Origin of the sequence: Streptomyces sp. N50, assembly GCF_033335955.1 — a bacterium.
In the GTDB taxonomy this organism is placed as follows: domain Bacteria; phylum Actinomycetota; class Actinomycetes; order Streptomycetales; family Streptomycetaceae; genus Streptomyces.
In genome coordinates, this window is record NZ_CP137549.1 from 3,182,518 (window position 1) to 3,202,713 (window position 20,196).

Below are 20,196 nucleotides of genomic sequence, written 5' to 3' on the forward strand. Positions count from 1 at the left end.
CACGGGACAGCGCACCAGAACAGAAGGGGGAGGGCGATCGGATGCCGCAGACCGAGACACCAGGCATCGAGGCGGACCGGCGAAGCCGGCTGCGCTGGTGGACCGAGCTGCCGCTGATCCTCCTGGTGTACGCCTCGTACTCGGCGGGCCGGCTGCTGGCCCGGGGCGACACGGCCAGTGCCGTGGACCACGGTCTGGCGATCCTGCGGATCGAGAAGGTCCTGCACATCAACGCCGAGCACCCGCTCAACCGCCTGTTCACGCGCGAGGCGTGGCTCGGCATACCGGCGGACTTCTGGTACGCGTCGCTGCACTACCTGATCACGCCCGCGATCCTGATCTGGCTGTTCAGGTCGCGCTCCCAGGTCTACCGCGCGGCCCGCACCTGGCTGATGACGTCCACGTTCATCGGCCTGATCGGCTTCACCCTGCTCCCGACCTGCCCGCCCCGGCTGCTCTCCCCGGACTACGGCTTCGTGGACACGATGGCCAAGTACAGCTCGTACGGCTGGTGGGGCGGCGACGCGAGCGCGCCGCGCGGCCTCGGCGGCATGACGAACCAGTACGCGGCGATGCCGAGCCTGCACTGCGGCTGGGCGCTGTGGTGCGGTGTGATGCTCTGGCGCTACGGCGGGAACCGGCTGACCAAGGTCGTCGGGGTGGCCTATCCGCTGCTGACGGCGATCGTGGTCATGGGCACCGCGAACCACTACCTCCTCGACGCGGTCGCGGGCGTGGTCGTGATGGGGCTCGGGTTCCTGCTGGCGCCGCAGGTGATGAAGGCGGCGGACCGGATCAGGACGCGGTTCGAGGGGCGCGGCTCGCTGGTCGCGGCGCGGTCGCGTGACATCGCCGCCGGCACCTCCCGTGATGCTTCTCCCGATGCCTCCCCTGACGCCTCTCGTGGCTCAGAAACCTCAATTGTCAGTGGCGGATGCCAGACTTCGCCGGGTGAGCGAATTCCACGGCAGCGCGAGTCACAGCTCGGTACCGGAGCCGAGCCGGGTGCCTCCCCCACGGACGCGGGGGACGGCGCTCCGGCACCGGCTCGCTGAGCTGCGCGGCCCGGACGTCCCGGCCAAGGCGCTGGACGCGCGCGCCCTCGCGGCGCTGGCGGCGAACCCGGGCTGCAAGCGGCGGGCGATCCTGGACGGCGCGGGGGTGAACAAGGCGGTGCTGGCCGACGCGCTCGGCGCACCCTCGTCCTTCGGGCAGTCCCAGTTCGCCTTCATGCGGGGCAACGCGTTCGAGGCCAGAGTGAAGGCGGACGGCGGCGCGGAGCTGCTGCGGCTCGTGCACGAGAAGCTGGATGCTGGCGCCGAACCGCCGACCCGCGCGCGGGTGCCCGAGCTGACCGCGATCGGCCCGGAAGGGCGCGCGGCCCGTACGGCGCTCGCGCTGCGCGAGGCTTCCGAGGCCGCCGTCTGGACCCTGCTCGACCACCCGATGCTCGCCCTCGACGTGGCGGGGTCGCCCGCGTTCCTGGAGCCGGACGCGGTGGTCGTGCACCCGGACGGCAGTTGGACTGTCGTGGAGATCAAGTCCTTCCCGATGCTGGACGGTTCGGCCGACCCGGCGAAGGTCGGCGCGGCGGCCCGCCAGTCGGCGGTGTACGTGCTGGCGCTGGAAGAGGTCGCGGCCAAGCTGGACCCCGCTCCCCGGGTCCGCCACCGCGTCCTCCTGGTCTGCCCGAAGGACTTCTCGAACCTGCCCACCGCGTCCGCCGTCGACGTCCGCAGGCAACGCGCGGTCACCGGCCGCCAGTTGGCCCGCCTCACCCGCATCGAGGACATCGCCGACACCCTCCCCGAGGGCACCTGCTTCGCCCCCGACCGCCCCGCCGCCGAGCTGACCGCCGCCGTCGAGTCGGTCCCCGCGGCCTACGCCCCGGAGTGCCTGGCCGCCTGCGAGCTGGCCTTCCACTGCCGCGACCACTCGCGCGCGTCCGGCGCGGTCACCACCCTCGGCCGCTCCCTCCGCGCCGACCTCGGCGACCTGACCACGGTCGACGAGGTCCTGTCAGCGGCCCACGGAGAGTCCGGCGACCCGGACGACCCGGCGGTGGCGGCACTGCGCAGGGCGGCGGAGCTGCGGGCCGAGGCCCTGGCGCACCACCCGGAGGAGCCGCAAGGCCGCCAGGGAATCCTGGACGCCGACCCGGAGGGCGCCGTATGTCACTGATCACCACCCTCGCCCGCCTCGAAGCCGTCAGTACCGGCCGCGCCCAGCCCTCCGCCACCGTCCTGCACCGGCACCTCTCCGCGCGCCCCCTCGTCCTCGTGCCGCTCACCACCGCCGGTGAGGCAGGCGCGCCCCTCGGCGCGCTCGTCGGTACGGACCGGGACGCCCCGCGCCTGCTCGTCGTACCGCAACCACGCGACCGCGACCTCAGGTTCGCGTTCCTCGCCGAGCTGGCGGACGTGGTCCTGCCGTACATCGACACGTTCGCGGACGACGTCGAGGCCGCCGAGCGCAACGAGACCGATCCGGAGACCGGCAAGCGGGTCAAGGTCGAGGTCGAACTGTGCGCGGACGCACCGCAGTTGATCGTGCCGAGCCGCGCGGGCATCGAGTTGGTGCGGCTGCTGGGGCGTTCGATGCGCTTTCGGCGTACGGCCGAGCAGGACCCGGAGACCCCGCACCCGGCGCCCCCGCGCGTGCCGTTGCTCGGGCGGTGGCTGACGCACTTCGGGGAGCGGGCCCGGGTGCCGGGTTCGGCGCTGCTGCTCGCGCTCACCGAAGTGCTCGGCCGGCACTGGGCCACGGGCCAGTCCAGCCTGGAGGACCAGCACTTGGCCGCGCTGCTCGCGTGGATCGACCCGCCGGACGGTGTCTCGGGCGCCGAGGCCGCGCTCGACGCGGAGCTGCGGCGGGACGCGCGGGGCCAGTTGGTGTGCCCGCCGGCCGGCCCGGCCACGGACCCGGCGTTCGACAACAAGCTGCTCGCCCCCGCCATCGAGCGCTACGACCGCGCCCGTACGGCCCTCGCCGCCGCCGAGGACGGCCTGGAGGCGGACGACCGGCTCGGTGAACTCACCGCCGCCGAGCGGGAGATCAGGTCCCTCGTCGAGAGCATCACCCGCCCCACCTGGGACGCGGTGTGGCACGGGCTCGACCTGCTGCGCGCGCTGCCGGAGGGCGCGCACGCCGTCGACCGGTGGACCCGGGACCGCTGGTCGTTCACCGGTCACCGGGACCGGATCGTCGCCGGTGAGCCCCCGCAGCCGCGCCGCGACGACGCGGTCACCGCGGCCAACAAACTCGCCACGCGCGAGCGTGAACAGGCCCGCCTCGATGCTCAGGAGGCCCTGGACGACCCGCTGGTGATGGCCGGGCGGCGGCTCGCCGGGGAGGCGTTCGCGGGCGAGGTCATCGATGTCGTCATGGCGTACAGCGAGGGCAAGAGCCCCCGCCCGCGCCCGCTGGTGACCGTGCGCACGGACGACCGGCCGCATCTCGGGGAGCGGGTGAAGGTGTTCCGGTCGCTCGGCGGGAAACCGCAGTCGGCGGAGTTCGTGGGCCACGAGGAGGAGGGCGCCCTCGTCGTCCTCCGGGTCGTCGACAAGATGGGGCGCGGCAAGGAGCCGGAGACGGGTTCGCTGCCGGAGAAGGGCGACCGGATCTGCTTCACGTTGTTCGAGCACGAGCAGCGGGGCGGCGCGAAACTGCCCGACCAGGAGGAGACGCCGTGGACGCACGGGGGCCCGCCGGGCGAGGAGAGCGCCGTGCGGGAGCCTGCCGACCCGGTGACCGAGGAGGACGTCCTGTGAGCGCCGAGACCGTGTTCGACCCCGGTGCCGAGGCCGGCCGCGCCACCGACGCGATCCTCCGCGACACGCTGCACGGCACGGCGCGCGGTGTCGTCGTCGACTCCCCGCCGGGCGCCGGCAAGTCCACCCTCGTCGTCCGCGCGGCACTCGAACTGGCCGACGCCGGGCGCCCGTTGATGGTGGTCGCGCAGACCAACGCGCAGGTCGACGACCTCGTCGTACGGCTCGCCGAGAAGAACGGCGAGCTGCCGGTCGGCCGCCTCCACAGCAGTGACGCCGACCCGTACGACAAGGCGCTGGACGACCTGCCGAACGTACGGAAGTCGGCGAAGGCGGGCGAACTCGCCGGGCTCCCGGTCGTCATCTCGACGGCGGCCAAGTGGGCGCACGTCAAGGTCGACGAGCCGTGGCGGCACGCGATCGTCGACGAGGCGTACCAGATGCGCTCGGACTCGCTGCTGGCCGTGGCCGGGCTGTTCGAGCGGGCGCTGTTCGTGGGCGACCCGGGGCAGTTGGACCCGTTCGCGATCGTGGGCGCGGAGCAGTGGGCGGGCCTGTCGTACGACCCCTCGGCCTCGGCGGTGACGACACTCCTGGCCCACAACCCCGAACTCCCGCAGCACCGCCTTCCGGTGTCCTGGCGGCTCCCGGCGTCGGCGGCCCCGCTGGTCTCGGACGCGTTCTACCCGTACACGCGCTTCCGCAGCGGCACGGACCACGGCGACCGGCGCCTCAACTTCGGTGTCCCGTCGGACGGTTCGGGCCCGGACCGGGTCATCGACGAGGCGGCGGACTCGGGTTGGGGCCTGCTGGAACTCCCCACCCGCCACACCCCTCGTACGGACCCGGAGGCGGTACGGGCGGTCGCGACCGTCGTACGACGGCTGCTGGACCGAGGCGGGGCGGCCACATCCGAACGCTCACCCGACCCCACTCCCCTGACCGCCGACCGCATCGCGGTGGGCACCGCGCACCGGGACCAGGCGGCGGCGGTCCGGGCGGCGCTCGCGGAGCTGGGCGTCACGGATGTGACGGTGGACACGGCGAACCGGCTCCAGGGGCGGGAGTTCGACGTCACGGTCGTCCTCCATCCCCTCTCCGGCCGCCCCGACGCCACCGCCTTCCACCTGGAGACGGGCCGCCTGTGCGTCCTGGCCTCCCGGCACCGGCACGCGTGCATCGTGGTCTGCCGGGCGGGGGTCAGTGAGTTGCTGGACGACCATCCGTCGACGGAGCCGGTGCAGCTGGGGGTGACGGTGAAGTTCCCGGACGGCTGGGAGGCGAACCACGCGGTGCTGGCGCATCTCGCGGAACACCGGGTGGTCTGGAGACCGTGACCCGGGGCTCCTCGCGGTCCGACCTGCGGGGAGATGAATACCGGGGCGGGGGGCTGGGCAGCCACTCATGCGGTGCGGGATCGGTGCCTCGGGAGTATGCCGGGGGCCCCTTGCGCGCTCGGGGGACAATGGACGGTGGTCCGTTCGTGAGGCGGGTCATCCGTGACGTACGAGGAGGAGAAGACATGGCGGAGCACACGCCGCGTCGCAACGAATCGCGGCTACGCCCCGCGCCCCTGCTCTTCGAGCCCGCGCAGGCGGCCGAGGACCCGGAGCACTTCTTCGACCTGGAGTCGATGGACGACCCTCGCGCGCTGCTGGCCCGCGCGACGGAGCTGACCCACGCGTTCCGCGCCGCGACCGACCGCGCGGTGGAGTTCCAGGCGATCGCGGCGGCCCAGCTCGCCGACCCGCGCCGCTTCGACCGGCTGACACCGGCGGACATCGCCGAGCGCGCCGAGTGGACCGAGGACTACGCCAAGAAGATGGTCGAGTTCGGGCGGGATCTGCTGCGCGGCACGGAGGGTCGGGACAGCGGGGGTGCCGACCCGGTGTGACCTCGGGGGCCGGGGGTCCGGGGGCCGAGGATCGCAGGGCGGGGCGGGGGCGGGGGCCGGGGGCCGCGATTCCCGCGACGCGCACAACTCCTGCGGCGCCGACCATTCCCGCAGCGCCTCACAACTCCCACCGCGCTCACCATCCCCGCGGCACCTCACAACCCCCGTCACCCCCACAACTCCCCCGAACCCCACCTGCCCCCAGAAAGAACTTCTGGCATATGCCGGTCGGGCAAGATACTCCCTCCCGCCCCCTCCTGTCCCGATTTCTGGCAACCCTCGGAGAGCGGGTGCTCACAGCCGGTAGACCTGGGGGACATGAGCCGCACACAGGACGAGCCCTTCGCCGACCGCTTCGACATCTCGGGGGTCACCCCGGACGGTGCCGCCTGGCTCGCCTCGGCAGGAACGTATCCGCGCAGCACCCTCGCCCTCTGGAGGGAACGGCCGGACGCCCCGGTCGTCCTGCCCTGCGGGTCCGCCTTCGACGTGGTGAGCGCCCCGGTGGTCTTCGGGCGCCGTATGGTCGACCGCTTGTGGGAGGAGGGGGCGGGTTCCGGGCCCGTGGCGACGTACCGGGGACGGATGCTCCTGTTCGCCAGCCCCGGTACCGCTCAGCGGCTGCCGTCGCTGCTGGGCTGGGAGGAGTGGGGCGCGCACCCCGGGGAGCACAGCCGTACGGGGTCCGTCCCGCCGTTGCTGTGTCACGGCAGGGGTGACGCGGTGACCGTCCCGGCGCTGGTCGGCGGGGCTACGGCGGCCCCCTTCGACTCGCGCTGGCTGGTCGCCCCGGACACCCGTCGGCCCTGGCTTCCCGGGGCCGAGATCCTGCTCTGGGCGGCCGTGCGGGCGGCCCGCGCGACGGTGCGGATATCGATTTTTCCTCCCCCGGATCAGGATGCTAAGGTCTACGACGTCAGCAGGCGCCGCTAGCTCAGTTGGTTAGAGCAGCTGACTCTTAATCAGCGGGTCCGGGGTTCGAGTCCCTGGCGGCGCACCTGTGAAGGGCCCCTCGCGAGAGCGAGGGGCCCTTTGACGTGTCCGGCGTTCTGGAGGGATCAGCCTCCCGTCTCCCCCGGCGTGATGGTCACCGTCCACGCCCCCGAAGCCGTCCGCCCCTCCACGTCCACCTTCACGTTGTCGCCCGGCACGGTGAAGCTCTCGCCGAGGGAGACCGGGGCGTCGGCGAGCGGCGGGTAGACCGAGGTCTCCCAGCAGGCCTCGGTGCGGGGGTGGGCGTCGACGACCTGGATCGGGCCGTTCCCGGAGGCCGCGCCGTCGCGTACCCGGTACACGAGGATGCCCTGCTTGCAGGCCGTGCTGTCGTTGCCGACGGAGCCGCGCGCCTCGAAGGCCAGCGCGCTGTCGGGCCCGGTGCGCACGACCGCCAGCTTGGCGCCCGGACCGAGGCCGAACGCCGGTGACCCCGCGGTGGTGCCGGCCGCGGCGGTACCGGGTCCCGCGGCCACGGGTTCCAGGGTCAGCCGCTTCGGCGCGGTGCCCCGTACACACACCACCTGGCGCGGATCCAGCCAGCCCAGTTTCCACTTGTGCCAGGCGAACAGGTCGGGCGACAGGCCGAATTGACTGCCCATCAGATCCCAGTCGCCGACGTACGTGTCCCAGTCGCCCTTGCCGTCCACCGGCCGGTGATAGAGGTCCGGGAGGTCGAAGACGTGGCCCGTCTCGTGGGCGAGGACGAGCCGGTCCGGCGGGTGCTTCTCGAAGACCGTGACGACCCGCCGGACGTCCGTGCCGTCGGCCCGCAGCGGGGTGTCCAGGTTGACGACCTTCGTCGCGTCCGAGTCCACGCCGGGCGCGTCCGGATCGGCCACGAAGTACACGATGTCGTAGCGCGAGAAGTCGACCTGCGGATCGGAGGCGGCGAGCGCGTCGCGGAGGTACGCACCGCGGTTCACCGGGTTCCAGTCGCGCTGTATGGCGTACGACGTCGACGGGTGCGGCATGCGGATCCAGTGCCGCAGCGGGTGCGGGCGGAGCGTGAACCTGCCGTAGGAGGCGCGTTCGTAGAAGCGGGTGGTGGCCGGGAAGTGGTCGGCGGCCAACTCGGCGGGGGTCGTGCGCGGGGTCGCGTCGGGGAAGGAGAGGAAGATCATCACCGCGTCGAGCGCGCGGGTGGGGCGCGGGTAGGCGGTGTTCCAGGTGTCGAGGCCCTCGGAGTGGTGGGCGTCGGTGCGCTTGAGGGCACAGGGGGTGGTCGAGAACGGCTCGGCGACCGACTGGCTGGACATGATCGAGGTCGCGGCGAGCGCGGACATCGTGGTGAACACGGCGGCGGTGCCGCGCAGTCCGGGTCGGGTGCGCCACTGGGCGAGCCCCTTGAGCGCCGTACGGGAGAGCCCCTTGAGGGGGAGCTGACACGGCACGTTGGACCTCCGGGAGCGGGTTCACGGGACACCGACACCCAGCCTGTGATGGTTTGTTGGGGTACGCCCTGTTTATCTGCACCAGATGAGTGAGGGGGCGGCCGGGGACGGCCGGGACACGCCCGGGCTGACATCCGGAAACACTCACGGAACGTCACATGTGGTCGGCCATTTGAAGAACCCGTCCAGGTGCGGGCGGAAACGATCTGCCGGAACCGGCCGTTGTTCCGGGACACTGGACAGTGGCTGGAAGGGCCGGGGGCCAACCTCTATGATCGGCACACTTTCCTGCACGGACACGGCACGGCGGCCCCCACCCGGTCGGCCATCCCGACGAGACCCATCCGAAGATCGAGTGCACTGCGGGAGCGAGCGGTGAGCGGAACGTCCGAAGGGCCGGCGCCCGCGGCAGACCTCATCCGGCCAGCCGTAACAGAGAGTAAGGGCGAGGCATCGCCTCGTACCGAAGTCCCCGATTCCTCCGGGTTCCCGGATTCTCACGAGTCCCATCAGTCCCCCGGGTCCCTCGATTCCTTCGAGGGCGGCCGTCTCGGGTCCGCCTTCTCCGCGGCACCGCTCGCGATGGCCGTCGTGGACCGCGACGGTCTGGTCGTCAGCGCGAACGACTCGTTCGGCGCGCTGCTCGGCAAGGCGGGTACGGCGCTCACCGGTCTGGTCGCGGCCGAGCTGATGGACCTGAAGGCGGACGCGCGGACCTGGCACGCCTACCGCGAGGTGCTGCGCGGCCGGCAGGCCAAGCTGAGCTGCACCCGCCGGGTCAAGCACCCCGACGGGCAGGTGCTGTGGGTGCAGGTGACCGTGGCGCCGCTGCCCGCCGAGGAGCACGGTGTGCTGCTGTCCCTCACCGACATCAGCGCCCGCCGTGAACTCCAGGCGCGGCTACGGCACTTGGAGATGCACGACCCGGTGACCCGGCTGCCCAACCGCACCCTGTTCTTCGAGCGGCTCTCGGCCGCGCTGGAGGCGGAGTCGTACGAGCAGGGCGGTACCGGGCGGATCGGCCTGTGCTATCTGGACCTGGACGGGTTCAAGGCGGTCAACGACACCCTCGGACATCGCGTCGGCGACCGGCTGTTGGCGGCCGTGGCGGAGCGGTTGACGCGGTGTGCGGACGAGGCCGGTTACGCGCGGGCGAGTTCGCCGCTGGTGGCGCGGCTCGGCGGGGACGAGTTCGCGCTGCTCGTCGAGGACTCGACCGGGACCGATCAACTGGCCGAGCTCGCCGAGTCGGTGCTGAAGGCCCTGCAGGCGCCGTTCGACCTGTCCGGGCAGCGGCTGTCGCTGTCGGCGTCGATCGGTGTGGTCGAGCGGCACGCGTCCGGCACGACGGCCACCGGTCTGATGCAGGCCGCCGACACGACGCTGTACTGGGCGAAGGCGGACGGCAAGTCCCGCTGGACGCTGTTCGATCCGGAGCGCAACGCGCACCGCATGACCCGCCAGGCGCTGGCCTCCACGCTCCGTCCCGCCATCGAGCGGGGTGAATTCACCCTGGAGTACCAGCCGTTGGTGGGGATGGAGAACGGACGGCTGCGCGGGGTCGAGGCGTTGGTGCGCTGGAACCACCCGCAGTTCGGCATGCTGACGCCGAATCGGTTCATCGGACTGGCCGAGGAGGACGGCTCGATCGTGCAGCTCGGCCACTGGGTCCTGGTCACCGCCTGCCGCCAGGCCCGGCGCTGGCAGCTGGACCACCCGGACGAGCCGCCGATCTTCGTGAGCGTCAACGTGGCCGTACGGCAGGTGTGGGACTCGGACCTGGTCGCGGACGTCGCGGAGACGCTGGCCGAGACCGGACTCGACCCGCGGCTGCTGCAGTTGGAACTGACCGAATCCGCGGTGATGGGGTCGGCGGGGCGGCCGTTGCAGACGCTCCAGGCGCTGAGCGACATGGGGGTGCACATCGCCATCGACGACTTCGGCACCGGCTACTCGAACCTGGCGTACCTGAGCCGACTCCCGGTCTCCGTGCTGAAGTTGGACGGTTCCTTCGTGCGCGGTTTCCAGTACGAGGGTGAGGGCGTCGCGCCGAACCCGGCGGACGAGGTCATCGTCGAGGCGATGATCCAACTCGCCCACCGGCTGGGCCTGTCGGTGACCGCGGAGTGCGTGGAGACCTCGGCACAGGCCGCCCGGCTGCGCCGGATCGGCTGCGACACCGGACAGGGGTGGCTGTACTCCCGTCCGGTGGCGCCGGATCGTATCTCCGAACTGCTGGGGACGAAGGCCTGCAATCAGGCTTCCTGATCGGCCGTCAACTCATAGGCGTCCGCGATCAGTTCGTACGAGCGTAGGCGCAGGTCGCCGTTGTGGGCGTGCGAGGTGAGCATCAACTCGTCGGCGCCCGTGCGCTTCTGGAGGTCGTCGAGTCCGGCGCGGACCTCGTCGGCGGTGCCGTGGATGACGTTGGCGTTCCAGGAGGTGATGAACTCCCGCTCCATGGGGCTGAATTCGTACGCCTCGGCCTCTTCGGGGGTGGGGACGAGCCCGGGGCGGCCGGTGCGCAGCCGGACCATGTTGAGGGCGGCGGCCAGCACCTGGCGGCGGGCCTCCTTCTCGTCGTCGGTGGCGAGGGCGGAGACACCGATCAGGGCGTACGGCGCGTCGAGCACCGCGCTCGGGCGGAAGGACTCGCGGTAGAGGTCCAGCGCCGGGATCGTGTTCTGCGCGGAGAAGTGGTGGGCGAAGGCGAACGGCAGCCCGAGCATGCCCGCGAGCCGGGCGCTGAAGCCGGAGGAGCCCAGCAGCCAGACCGGCGGGCGGTGCGGGGACTGGACGCCGCCGGGCGAGGTCGACTGAATCGGGCCGGGGACCGCGTGGATGCGGGCGTAGGGGTGGCCGGAGGGGAAGTCGTCGTCCAAGAAGCGGGTGAGCTCGGCGAGTTGCTCGGGGAAGTCGTCGGCGCCCTCGTTCAGGCGATCGGTGCGGCGCAGGGCCGCTGCGGTGGCGCCGTCGGTGCCGGGGGCGCGGCCGAGGCCGAGGTCGACACGGTTCGGGGCGAGCGCCTCCAGGGTGCCGAACTGTTCCGCGATGACGAGCGGCGCGTGGTTCGGGAGCATGACGCCGCCCGAGCCGAGGCGGATGCGCTCCGTGTGGGCGGCGAGGTTCGCCAGGATCACGGCGGGCGAGGAGGAGGCGACGCCCGGCATCGAGTGGTGCTCGGCGACCCAGTAGCGGTGGAAGCCGCGCGACTCGGCGAGCTTGGCGATCTTCACGCTGGTGCCGAGCGCCTCCGTGGCGGTGCGGCCGGCGCCCACGGTCACCAGGTCCAGTACGGAGAGGGGGACGGGGGCGGTGCCCCGCACGGTCCCCCGGATCTCGTCGGTCGCGCCCCGGACCTCGTCGTCTGCCGCCACGGTGGGTGCCTCCTGTTGTGAGCTGTGCGGTGTCCTTCTCCGCTCCTTCACCGCGTAACAGGAGGCTGTCTCCGGTTTATTCCCCGGAGCACCCCGTGACGGACCGTGCAGGTCAGCCCGCCTGCACGAGCGGCTCCTTCGTGAACAGCGCCCCCAGATCGGGCGCGTTGACCTTGCGGTCCGCCAGCCGCAGCGCCTCCCAGACCGTGACCTGGTTGGCCGTGAGCACCGGCTTGCCCAGCTCCTTCTCCAGGTCGGGGATGTGGGCGGCGGTGTGCAGGGCCGTGTCCGGGAGGAGGACCGCCTCGGCGTCCGGGCCGTCCACCGCCCGGGCCAGGGCGAGCACCTCGTCGTAGCCCCAGGTGCCGACCTCGGCGGCGGTGATGATGCCGGAGGCGCGGACCGTGACCGGTTCCACTCCCCCGGCGCGCAGGAAGGCCGCGAACAGGGCCGCCACGTCCTCCGGGTACGTCGCCCCTACGGCCACCCGGCGCACGCCCAATTCCTGCGCCGCGTGCACGAAGGCGAAGGACGTCGACGACGCGGGCAGACCCGCCGACCGGGCCAGGGCGCGGACCTGGCCCTGGGCGCCCTCCCAGCCGTAGACGAAACTGCCGCTGGTGCAGGCCCAGACGACGGCCTCGGCGCCGGACATGCGGAGCTGTTCGACGCCAGCCGTCAGCCGCTCGGGGGAGCCCATCTCCAGGAGCGCGTCCACGCGGTGCGCGTCCTCGCCGATGTCCGTGTGGACCACGTCGAGGCGGACGTCGCTGCCGAGGAGCTGTTCCATGCGCGGGTAGTCGTCCTCGGCGGAGTGGCCCGGGTAGAGGAATCCGAGTGCGGTCATGACCAGCCTTCCTGGTGTTCTTCCGGCAGTACCGGCCCCTGGCGGCGGGCCGATTCGTCCAGCAGCGCCTGATAGGGGCCCACGGCACGCGTACCCAGTCGGCGCAGGGCTGCCCACATCGTGACCTGGTTGGCCGATACGACCGGTATGCGCAGTTCTGCCTCCAGCTGGGGGATCACGTCGTACGTCGGAAGGTTGGTGCAGCTGATGAAGAGCGCGTCGGCCTCGCCCTTGACGGCCTGGCGGGCCATGTCGACGACGTCGCGGTACGGCACCTTCCAGATGTGCCGGGTCAGGCCCATGAAGGCACGGCCGGTGACCTCGACGCCGGCCTCGGCGAGGTACTCCTCCAGGGACTGGGTGACGGACACCGTGTACGGCGTGACCAGGGCGATGCGGCGGGCGCCCAGTTCGGTGAGGGCGGCCAGGAGGGCGCCCGAGGTGGTCAGGGACGGGACCTCGCCGGCCCGGGTCATCGCCTCGCACATCGCGCGCTCCCCGGCGACCCCGCCGACGAAGCTCCCGGAGGTGCAGGCGTACGCGACGACCTCGGGGGCGACCGCGTTCAGCGTGCGAACCGCGTCGTGCAGTGTCTCGTGCTCGCTGACGAGCCGGGCCAGGTCGAGGCTCACCTCGACGGGCACGAACGGCGTCCGCGTGAGGTGCAGGGAGATGTCGTCGGGGACCCAGCGCCACAACTCGCGGTCCAGCGCGAAGTCGAAGGGGGCGACGACACCGACACCGCGCTGCGGGCGGGGTCCGCCCAGGAAGGAAACATGCATGGCTACACCGGCCTCACCAAGAGAAACGGGGTGACAACGGTCCGTGCGGGCGTCCGTGTTGACGAAGGTAGGTTCGAGTGCGAGCGTGGTCAATCCGTGCATGTCAGACGGCCGGGCCCGGTGCTTCCCGCCGTGCTTCACGCTGTACCTCCCGCGAGAAACGGCTTCGCATGACCGCAACTCCCGCCGCCCTGCCCACCCTTCTCGTCCTGGACGCCGACCCGCCGCCCCGGCTCGGCAAGCTCACCGGCCGGGTGCGCGTCGAGCACGCCGACGAGTCGACGCTCGCTGATCAACTGCCGTCCGCGGACGTCCTGTTGGTGTGGGACTTCGCCTCGCACGCGGTGCGAGCCGCCTGGCCCGGCGAGGGTCCCCGGCCGCGCTGGGTGCACACCGCGAGCGCGGGTGTGGACCACCTGATGTGCCCCGAACTCGCCGCCTCCGACACGGTGGTGACGAACGCGCGGGGCGTCTTCGACCAGCCGATCGCCGAGTACGTCGCCGCCCTCGTCCTCGCGATGGCCAAGGATCTGCCGCGCACGCTGGACCTCCAGCGGGAGCGGACCTGGCGGCACCGCGAGGCGCAGCGGGTGGCCGGAACGCGGGCGTGTGTGGTCGGCTCCGGGCCCATCGGGCGGGCAATTGTCCGTACCCTCAAGGCACTTGGGGTGACGACCGCGCTCGTCGGCCGCACCCCGCGCACCGGTATCCACGGCCCCGGCGAACTCGACCGGCTGATGGCCCGCGCCGACTGGGTGATCTCGGCGGCCCCGCTCACCGACGACACACGGGGCATGTTCGACGCCCGCCGCTTCGGCTGCATGCAGCCCTCGGCTCGCTTCATCAACGTGGGGCGGGGCCAACTCGTCGTGGAGAACGCGCTCGCCGAGGCCCTCACCAAGCACTGGATCGCGGGCGCCGCCCTCGACGTCTTCGAGGCCGAACCCCTCACCCCCGACAGCCCGTTGTGGCAGGTCCCGGGGCTGATCATCTCCCCGCACATGAGCGGCGACACGGTCGGCTGGCGGGACGAACTCGGCACGCAGTTCGTGGCGGCGTACGAGAGATGGGAGGCGGGAAAGCCGCTGCCGAACGTGGTCGACAAGAAGCGTGGGTACGTACCGGGGCACTGAACTCCCCACTCTGGAGGGCCGGATGACGACCGAACTCACCGAGCTGACCGCCGTGGAACTCCTCGACGGCTACCGCAGAAGGGAGTTCAGTCCCGTCGACGCGACCCGCGCCACCCTCGAACGGGCCGAGGAGATCCAGCCCGCCGTGAACGCGTTCGTACGGCTCGACGCGGAGGGCGCGTTGGCGCGGGCCGCCGAGTCCGCGGAACGCTGGCAGCGCGGGGAACCGGCCGGACTCCTCGACGGGGTGCCGGTCACCGTGAAGGACATCCTGCTCCAGCGCGGCGCGCCGACCCTGCGCGGCTCCAAGACCATTGCCGAGCAGGGCAGTTGGGACGAGGACGCGCCCTCGGTGGCCCGACTCCGCGAGCACGGCGCGGTGTTCATCGGCAAGACGACGACCCCGGAGTTCGGCTGGAAGGGCGTCACGGACTCCCCGCTCTCCGGGATCACCCGCAATCCGCACGACCCCTCACGCACGGCCGGCGGCTCAAGTGGCGGGAGCGCGGCGGCCGTTGCCCTCGGCGCGGGCCCGTTGTCGCTGGGCACGGACGGCGGCGGCAGTGTCCGTATCCCCGCCTCCTTCTGCGGGATCTTCGGGCTGAAGCCGACGTACGGCAGGGTGCCGCTGTACCCGGCGAGCGCGTTCGGCACGCTGTCGCACGTCGGCCCGATGACCCGGGACGCGGCGGACGCGGCGCTGCTGCTGGACGTGATCGGCGTACCGGACGCCCGCGACTGGTCGGGCCTGGACCGCGCGCCGGGCTCCTTCAGGGAGTCGCTCGCGGACGGCATACAGGGCCTGCGGATCGCGTACTCCCCGTCCCTCGGCGGCCAGGTCGCGGTGCGTCCGGCGGTCGCGGCGGCGGTACGGCGGGGCGTGGAGCGGCTGGCCGCGCTCGGCGCGTACGTCGAGGAGACCGACCCCGACTTCAGCGATCCGGTGGACGCCTTCCACACCCTGTGGTTCAGCGGCGCGGCCCGGGTGACGCAGAAACTCGCCCCGAAGCAGCGGGAGTTGCTCGACCCGGGGCTGCGGGAGATCTGCGCGACGGGGGCAGGCCTCTCCGCGCTGGACTACCTCGCGGCGGTCGACGCCCGCATGGAACTCGGCCGCAGGATGGGCCAGTTCCACGAGCGCTACGACCTCCTCGTCACGCCGACGCTCCCGATCACCGCGTTCGAGGCGGGAGTCGAGGTCCCGAAGGGGTCCGGGTACCGCCGCTGGACGGGCTGGACCCCGTTCACGTACCCCTTCAACCTCACCCAACAGCCCGCCGCCACCGTCCCGGTGGGGAACGACGGCGACGGGCTGCCGGTCGGGTTGCAGATCGTGGGGGCGCGGCACCGGGACGATCTGGTGCTACGGGCGGCGCACGCGCTGTTCGCCGCCGGGGTCTGTGGGGTCAGGCCCGCCGGAAGCTGAGGCTCTCCCCCGCCGCCCCCGACCGCCACAGGTCGTTGCAGGCCTCCGCCATCTCCTCCAGGCCCTCGACCACCTGGCCCCAGACGATGCCGGGCACCCAGCCCACGTCGCCGTTGAGGAGGAGGTTGTTGCGTTCGTAGAACAGGGCCAGGTCGACGACCGTCGTGCCGACGCGGACCTCGCGGTCGTAGCCGTAGGCCTTCGTGCCGAGTTCCGTACCGGCGAAGGCGAAATAGCACAGATCGCCCGGTATGGGGGTGACTGTGGGGTTCTCCAGCGGGGGTTCCGTTTCTGCGAATGGCGGGAAAAGGGCGTAGATCTCGTTGCGGGCGTACTTGGCGTGGTAGACGTCGCCGACGAGCGGGAGTGCGTTCCAGATCGCCGCGCAGGTCAGCGGCGCGCGGTCTACCAGCAGTTTTGCCCGGCAGTGGACGTTCCGTTTTGCGAGTGAAACCTCGATGAACTGATCCGTCATGTCTTCCAGGGTGCATAACCCGGGAGCGGTCGGGTAGCTGCGCGCCCATGGCTCCACCAATTGGGAACGACAGACACACATCCGGTCACACGCCGGGTCACACCCGCCGGGCACTGCTCGCCGGGGTGGCGGCGGCAGGTGCGCTGGGCGCGGCCGGCTGCAGCCGTGTGGCCACCGCGTCGGCCACGAGCGGCGGTGATCTCCTCGACCGGCTGAAGGCGCAGGGCGTCGTACGGCTGGGGATAGCGGGTGAGATCCCGTTCGGGTACATCGACAGGGACGGCCAACTGACCGGTGAGGCACCGAAGTTGGCCGAAGCGATCTTCAAGCGGCTCGGCGTCGACAAGGTGCAGCCCGTGCCCACCGAGTTCGGCTCGCTCATACCCGGCCTGAACTCGCAGCAGTTCGACGTCGTGGCCGCCGGGATGTACGTGACCCCGGAACGCTGCGCGCAGGTCATCTTCGCCGACCCCGACTACCAGGTGCTCGACGCGTTCGTCGTCCGCAAGGGCAACCCCAAGGGGCTCGACAACTACAAGGACGTCGTCGCGAAGAAGGCGAAGTTCGCCACCGGCACCGGGTACGCCCAGATCCAGCACGCCGTCGACGCCGGGTACAAGCAGAGCGACATCCTGATCGTCCCGGACCAGGTCGCCGGGCTGAACGCCGTAGAGGCAGGGCGGGTCGACGTCTTCGCCGGTACGGCGCTCACCACGCGCGCGGTCGTGAAGAAGTCCGCCAAGGCCGAGTCGACCACGCCGTTCGCCCCGCTCGTCGACGGGAAACCGCGCATCGACGGGGGCGCCTTCGCGTTCCGGCCGACCGAGACGAAGCTGCGTGACGCCTTCAACGTCGAGCTGCACAGGCTCAAGAAGAGCGGGGAGCTGTTCCGCATCCTGCGGCCCTTCGGGTTCACCCGGGCCGAGATGACGGACCTCACCGCGAAGGAGCTCTGCGGCGGATGACGTCAGGCCTCTGGGAACTCGTCCTCAAGGGAGTCTGGACCACCGTCCAACTCCTCGTCCTCAGCGCGCTGTTGGCGACCGTCGTGGCCTTCGTCGTCGGCATCGCCCGCACCCACCGGCTGTGGATCGTGCGCTTCCTCGCCGGTTTCTACACCGAGGTGTTCCGCGGCACCTCCGCCCTCGTCATGATCTTCTGGGTGTTCTTCGTCCTGCCGGTCGCCTTCGGCTGGCAGCTGGTCCCGCTCTGGGCGGGCACGCTCGCGCTGGGCCTGACCTACGGCGCGTACGGCACGGAGATCGTGCGGGGCGCGCTGAACGCGGTCGACCCAGCGCAGCAGGAGGGCGGGGTCGCGCTGAGCTTCACGCCCTGGCAGCGCATGCGGCTGATCCTGCTGCCGCAGGCGGTACCGGAGATGATCCCGTCCTTCTGCAACCTCCTGATCGAACTCCTCAAGGGCACCGCCCTGGTGTCCGTCATGGGCATGGGCGATCTCACCTTCAGCGCCAACCTGGTGCGGCTCGCGCTGCAGCAGAGCGCGGAGATCTACACGTACATCCTGCTGATCTACTTCGTGATCGCCTTCACGCTCACCCGGCTGATGCGCGGACTGGAGAAGAAGCTGAAGGCCGGGATCGGCAAGGCGCCCGGGAACGAGAAGGCCGCGCGTGAGCTGAAGCGCGCGCAGACCACGGGTGTCGGAGGTGGGGTCGCGTGAAGTGGGACTGGAACGCCGTGAGCGACTTCATGCCGTACTTCTGGGACGGCCTGAAAGTCACCTTGCAGATCCTGCTCCTGGGGTCGCTGATGTCCTTCGTGCTGGGGCTGGTGTGGGCGCTGCTGATGCGGGCGCCAACTCGTTGGGTGCGCTGGCCCGTTGGGGTCGTCACCGAGTTCGTGCGGGACACCCCGCTGCTGGTGCAGCTGTTCTTCCTCTTCTACGTGCTGCCCGAGTGGGGCCTGACCTTCTCCGCGCTGACCACCGGTGTCTTCGCGATCGGGCTGCACTACTCGACGTACACGATGCAGGTCTACCGCGCGGGCATCGAGGCGGTGCCCGTCGGCCAGTGGGAGGCGGCGACCGCGCTGAACCTCCCCGTGCGCCGGACCTGGACGGCCGTGATCCTGCCGCAGGCGATCCGCCGGGTGGTCCCGGCGCTGGGCAACTACGTGATCGCGATGCTCAAGGACACCCCGATCCTGATGGTGATCACCGTGCTCGAACTGATGGGCCAGGCCCGGCTGTTCTCCCAGGAGCACTACCAGTTCACCGAGCCCATCACGGTCATCGGTGTGGCCTTCGTCCTCATCTCCTATCCCGCCTCCCTGCTGATCCGAGCCCTGGAGCGACGCCTTGTCCGCTGACACGCCCCTGACGAAGGAAACCGACGTCAACGCCAACCCCCCGGTGGACGGCAGTGAGTTGATCCGCCTGGACCACGTCACCAAGCGCTTCGGGTCCAACACCGTGCTCGACGACCTGGACTTCTCCGTGGAGTCCGGCAAGCACGTCACCCTGATCGGTCCCTCCGGGTCCGGCAAGACCACGATCCTGCGGCTGCTGATGACCCTGACCAAGCCGGACGAGGGCACGATCACCGTCGACGGGGAGCAGCTCTTCCCCGCGCCCGAGAAGCAGATCCGGGAGATCCGCAAGAAGATCGGGATGGTGTTCCAGCAGTTCAACCTGTTCCCGAACATGACCGTCCTGCGCAATGTCACCGAGGCGCCGGTCACCGTCCTGGGCCTGCCCAAGGACGAGGCGGAGGCGCGCGCCCTGGAACTGCTCGACCTGGTCGGCCTCGCCGACAAGGCCGGCGCCCGCCCGACCCAGCTCTCCGGCGGCCAGCAGCAGCGCGTCGCGATCGCGCGGGCGCTGGCGATGCGCCCGCAGGTCCTCCTCCTCGACGAGGTGACCTCCGCGCTCGACCCGGAACTCGTCGCGGGCGTCCTCGACGTCCTGCGGGACATCGCCCGCACCACCGACATCACGATGCTCTGCGTGACCCACGAGATGAATTTCGCCCGTGATATTTCAGACCAAGTCCTGATGTTCGACGCGGGCCGGGTCATCGAATCGGGCCCGCCGGAGCAGATCTTCGGCGATCCGGAACAAGAGCGGACCCGGGAATTCCTCGGCGCCATTCTTTGACATTTATTCAATGACGGCACGTGAGTATTCGAACACCCAAGGTCCAGGTCACGTGGCATGACCAAGGCATATGCCAAAGGATTCGCGCCGCAGTTCGGAGGCCGTAAGGAGGGCCATAATCTCGCCAACAGCCGCTCCACATCGGCCGTTTGACAGCTATCGTGGAGGGGATTCGCTGTCCGGTATCACGGCCCAAAAAGCGAGCGCAGGGAGAAACACCGTGGCGCTGATGCACGAGCCGACCGCTCCCTACCACTCGGTACAGGACGCACTGCGCATCCTGGAGACAGTCGCCGGGCACTCCACCGGTGTCACGGACACCGAACTCGCCCGCCGCACCGGCCTCGGCGCCGAGCGCCTGACGATACTGCTGCGGACCCTGCGCCGCGAGGGCTACGTCGAGCAGCTCACCGACGGCGCGTACATCACCGGCGAGTCCCTGAGCCGCCTCGGCTCGGCGACCGGCCGGGAGCAGGCGGTGCGCGAGCAGATCCAGCGGACCCTGGACCGGCTGCGCGACTCCCTGGGCGCGGCGGTCTACGTCAGCCGATACGTCGACGGCGAGGTCACGATCACCCAGTACGCGGCCGGGCCCACCACCCCGGCGGTCAACGAGTGGGTCGACTTCCGCGTCTGCGCGCACGCGACCGCGCTCGGCAAGAGCCTCCTGGGCCAGCTCGACCACAACGGCCGGCGCGACCACCTCTCCCGGCACAGGATGGCCCGCCTCACCTCGCGCACGATCACCAGCGACAAGCTGCTCCTCAACCGCCTGGAGACCCAGCCGCCGACCGTCCCCCACCTCGACCTCCAGGAGTACGCGGTGGGCACGGTCTGCGCGGCCGTCCCGATCACGGCCGGCGCCTCGGTCGGCTGCCTGGCCCTCTCCCTCCCGGTCGAACACGCCCACCGCCTGCGCCAGGCGGCGGACACGCTGAACCGCGAGGCGGGCCCGGTACTGCTGTCTCTCGCGATCTGAGGGCTGCCGCG

General features: G+C 71.2%; 19 protein-coding genes and 1 tRNA gene. 15 read left to right on the top strand and 5 right to left on the bottom strand.

The window, feature by feature from the left end:
• The first annotated feature begins 41 nt into the window (after window positions 1-41).
• The 7 genes from R2B38_RS13885 (at window position 42) to R2B38_RS13915 (ending at window position 6,661) form a co-directional block, all read left to right on the top strand.
• Window positions 42-1,055, top strand: coding sequence for a phosphatase PAP2 family protein (locus R2B38_RS13885; RefSeq protein WP_318016515.1), 1,014 nt, complete (start codon window positions 42-44; stop codon window positions 1,053-1,055).
• Window positions 1,006-2,181: a hypothetical protein gene (locus R2B38_RS13890; RefSeq protein WP_318021674.1), complete on the top strand. Its 1,176-nt coding sequence runs from the start codon at window positions 1,006-1,008 to the stop codon at window positions 2,179-2,181. The genes R2B38_RS13885 and R2B38_RS13890 overlap by 50 nt, the downstream gene beginning before the upstream one ends.
• Window positions 2,172-3,770 (top strand): hypothetical protein, encoded by a 1,599-nt coding sequence (locus R2B38_RS13895; RefSeq protein WP_318016516.1) that lies wholly within the window; start codon window positions 2,172-2,174, stop codon window positions 3,768-3,770. The genes R2B38_RS13890 and R2B38_RS13895 overlap by 10 nt, the downstream gene beginning before the upstream one ends.
• On the top strand, window positions 3,767-5,107 hold the full coding sequence (locus R2B38_RS13900; protein ID WP_318016517.1) for an AAA domain-containing protein: 1,341 nt from the start codon (window positions 3,767-3,769) through the stop codon (window positions 5,105-5,107). Before R2B38_RS13895 ends, R2B38_RS13900 begins: the two co-directional genes overlap by 4 nt.
• A gap of 185 nt (window positions 5,108-5,292) precedes the next feature.
• A complete protein-coding gene (locus tag R2B38_RS13905) occupies window positions 5,293-5,664 on the top strand; it encodes a hypothetical protein (protein ID WP_033283808.1) in 372 nt (123 codons plus the stop codon).
• Between the two features lie 318 nt (window positions 5,665-5,982).
• On the top strand, window positions 5,983-6,597 hold the full coding sequence (locus R2B38_RS13910) for a bifunctional DNA primase/polymerase (protein WP_318016518.1): 615 nt from the start codon (window positions 5,983-5,985) through the stop codon (window positions 6,595-6,597).
• Window positions 6,588-6,661: transfer RNA gene (locus R2B38_RS13915), tRNA-Lys, on the top strand. Before R2B38_RS13910 ends, R2B38_RS13915 begins: the two co-directional genes overlap by 10 nt.
• Window positions 6,662-6,722: 61 nt before the next feature.
• Here R2B38_RS13915 and R2B38_RS13920 read toward each other — a convergent pair.
• Window positions 6,723-8,051, bottom strand: coding sequence for a M6 family metalloprotease domain-containing protein (locus tag R2B38_RS13920; RefSeq protein ID WP_318016519.1), 1,329 nt, complete (start codon window positions 8,049-8,051; stop codon window positions 6,723-6,725).
• 375 nt (window positions 8,052-8,426) lie between these two features.
• Here R2B38_RS13920 and R2B38_RS13925 point away from each other — a divergent pair, with 375 nt between their 5' ends.
• Complete coding sequence (locus R2B38_RS13925) at window positions 8,427-10,319, top strand: putative bifunctional diguanylate cyclase/phosphodiesterase (protein WP_318016520.1); 1,893 nt, start codon at window positions 8,427-8,429, stop codon at window positions 10,317-10,319.
• Here R2B38_RS13925 and R2B38_RS13930 read toward each other — a convergent pair.
• The 3 genes from R2B38_RS13930 to R2B38_RS13940 form a co-directional block, all read right to left on the bottom strand.
• The gene (locus R2B38_RS13930) at window positions 10,307-11,428 is read right to left on the bottom strand and encodes an LLM class flavin-dependent oxidoreductase (RefSeq protein ID WP_318016521.1); all 1,122 of its coding nucleotides are present in this window, start codon (window positions 11,426-11,428) and stop codon (window positions 10,307-10,309) included. The genes R2B38_RS13925 and R2B38_RS13930 overlap by 13 nt on opposite strands.
• 112 nt (window positions 11,429-11,540) lie before the next feature.
• The gene (locus R2B38_RS13935; protein ID WP_318016522.1) at window positions 11,541-12,275 is read right to left on the bottom strand and encodes an aspartate/glutamate racemase family protein; all 735 of its coding nucleotides are present in this window, start codon (window positions 12,273-12,275) and stop codon (window positions 11,541-11,543) included.
• A complete protein-coding gene (locus R2B38_RS13940; RefSeq protein WP_318016523.1) occupies window positions 12,272-13,057 on the bottom strand; it encodes an aspartate/glutamate racemase family protein in 786 nt (261 codons plus the stop codon). Before R2B38_RS13940 ends, R2B38_RS13935 begins: the two co-directional genes overlap by 4 nt.
• 170 nt (window positions 13,058-13,227) lie before the next feature.
• Between R2B38_RS13940 and R2B38_RS13945 the strand changes: the two genes are divergently transcribed.
• Together R2B38_RS13945 and R2B38_RS13950 are read left to right on the top strand one after the other, a co-directional pair.
• The gene (locus tag R2B38_RS13945) at window positions 13,228-14,190 is read left to right on the top strand and encodes a D-2-hydroxyacid dehydrogenase (protein ID WP_318016524.1); all 963 of its coding nucleotides are present in this window, start codon (window positions 13,228-13,230) and stop codon (window positions 14,188-14,190) included.
• 22 nt (window positions 14,191-14,212) lie between these two features.
• Entirely contained in the window at window positions 14,213-15,616 is a 1,404-nt protein-coding gene (locus R2B38_RS13950; protein WP_318016525.1) for an amidase, read from the top strand.
• On the opposite strand, the gene R2B38_RS13955 is transcribed toward R2B38_RS13950, so the two are convergent.
• Window positions 15,597-16,091: a DUF3830 family protein gene (locus R2B38_RS13955; RefSeq protein WP_318016526.1), complete on the bottom strand. Its 495-nt coding sequence runs from the start codon at window positions 16,089-16,091 to the stop codon at window positions 15,597-15,599. The genes R2B38_RS13950 and R2B38_RS13955 overlap by 20 nt on opposite strands.
• Window positions 16,092-16,138: 47 nt before the next feature.
• On the opposite strand from R2B38_RS13955, the gene ehuB reads away from it, so the two are divergent.
• From ehuB to R2B38_RS13980, 5 genes are all read left to right on the top strand, one after another.
• Window positions 16,139-17,056, top strand: a complete 918-nt coding sequence (ehuB, locus tag R2B38_RS13960; RefSeq protein WP_318016527.1) for an ectoine/hydroxyectoine ABC transporter substrate-binding protein EhuB — start codon at window positions 16,139-16,141, stop codon at window positions 17,054-17,056.
• Window positions 17,053-17,772 (top strand): ectoine/hydroxyectoine ABC transporter permease subunit EhuC, encoded by a 720-nt coding sequence (ehuC, locus tag R2B38_RS13965; protein WP_318016528.1) that lies wholly within the window; start codon window positions 17,053-17,055, stop codon window positions 17,770-17,772. Before ehuB ends, ehuC begins: the two co-directional genes overlap by 4 nt.
• Window positions 17,769-18,419 carry an ectoine/hydroxyectoine ABC transporter permease subunit EhuD gene (gene ehuD, locus R2B38_RS13970; protein WP_318016529.1) on the top strand — a complete coding sequence of 217 codons (651 nt, stop codon included), beginning with the start codon at window positions 17,769-17,771 and terminating at the stop codon, window positions 18,417-18,419. The genes ehuC and ehuD overlap by 4 nt, the downstream gene beginning before the upstream one ends.
• Window positions 18,409-19,206, top strand: coding sequence for an ectoine/hydroxyectoine ABC transporter ATP-binding protein EhuA (ehuA, locus tag R2B38_RS13975; protein ID WP_390159909.1), 798 nt, complete (start codon window positions 18,409-18,411; stop codon window positions 19,204-19,206). The genes ehuD and ehuA overlap by 11 nt, the downstream gene beginning before the upstream one ends.
• 220 nt (window positions 19,207-19,426) lie before the next feature.
• Complete coding sequence (locus R2B38_RS13980; RefSeq protein WP_318016530.1) at window positions 19,427-20,185, top strand: IclR family transcriptional regulator; 759 nt, start codon at window positions 19,427-19,429, stop codon at window positions 20,183-20,185.
• Window positions 20,186-20,196 lie beyond the last annotated feature (11 nt).

Excerpts from the sequence above, each read along its gene's own strand:
- R2B38_RS13885 (WP_318016515.1), top strand. The coding sequence starts at position 42 with ATGCCGCAGACCGAGACACCAGGCATCGAGGCGGACCGGCGAAGCCGG.
- R2B38_RS13895 (WP_318016516.1), top strand. The coding sequence starts at position 2,172 with ATGTCACTGATCACCACCCTCGCCCGCCTCGAAGCCGTCAGTACCGGC.
- R2B38_RS13905 (WP_033283808.1), top strand. The coding sequence starts at position 5,293 with ATGGCGGAGCACACGCCGCGTCGCAACGAATCGCGGCTACGCCCCGCG.
- R2B38_RS13910 (WP_318016518.1), top strand. The coding sequence starts at position 5,983 with ATGAGCCGCACACAGGACGAGCCCTTCGCCGACCGCTTCGACATCTCG.
- R2B38_RS13935 (WP_318016522.1), bottom strand. The coding sequence starts at position 12,275 with ATGACCGCACTCGGATTCCTCTACCCGGGCCACTCCGCCGAGGACGAC.
- R2B38_RS13940 (WP_318016523.1), bottom strand. The coding sequence starts at position 13,057 with ATGCATGTTTCCTTCCTGGGCGGACCCCGCCCGCAGCGCGGTGTCGGT.
- R2B38_RS13945 (WP_318016524.1), top strand. The coding sequence starts at position 13,228 with ATGACCGCAACTCCCGCCGCCCTGCCCACCCTTCTCGTCCTGGACGCC.
- R2B38_RS13950 (WP_318016525.1), top strand. The coding sequence starts at position 14,213 with ATGACGACCGAACTCACCGAGCTGACCGCCGTGGAACTCCTCGACGGC.
- R2B38_RS13955 (WP_318016526.1), bottom strand. The coding sequence starts at position 16,091 with ATGACGGATCAGTTCATCGAGGTTTCACTCGCAAAACGGAACGTCCAC.
- ehuB (WP_318016527.1), top strand. The coding sequence starts at position 16,139 with ATGGCTCCACCAATTGGGAACGACAGACACACATCCGGTCACACGCCG.
- ehuC (WP_318016528.1), top strand. The coding sequence starts at position 17,053 with ATGACGTCAGGCCTCTGGGAACTCGTCCTCAAGGGAGTCTGGACCACC.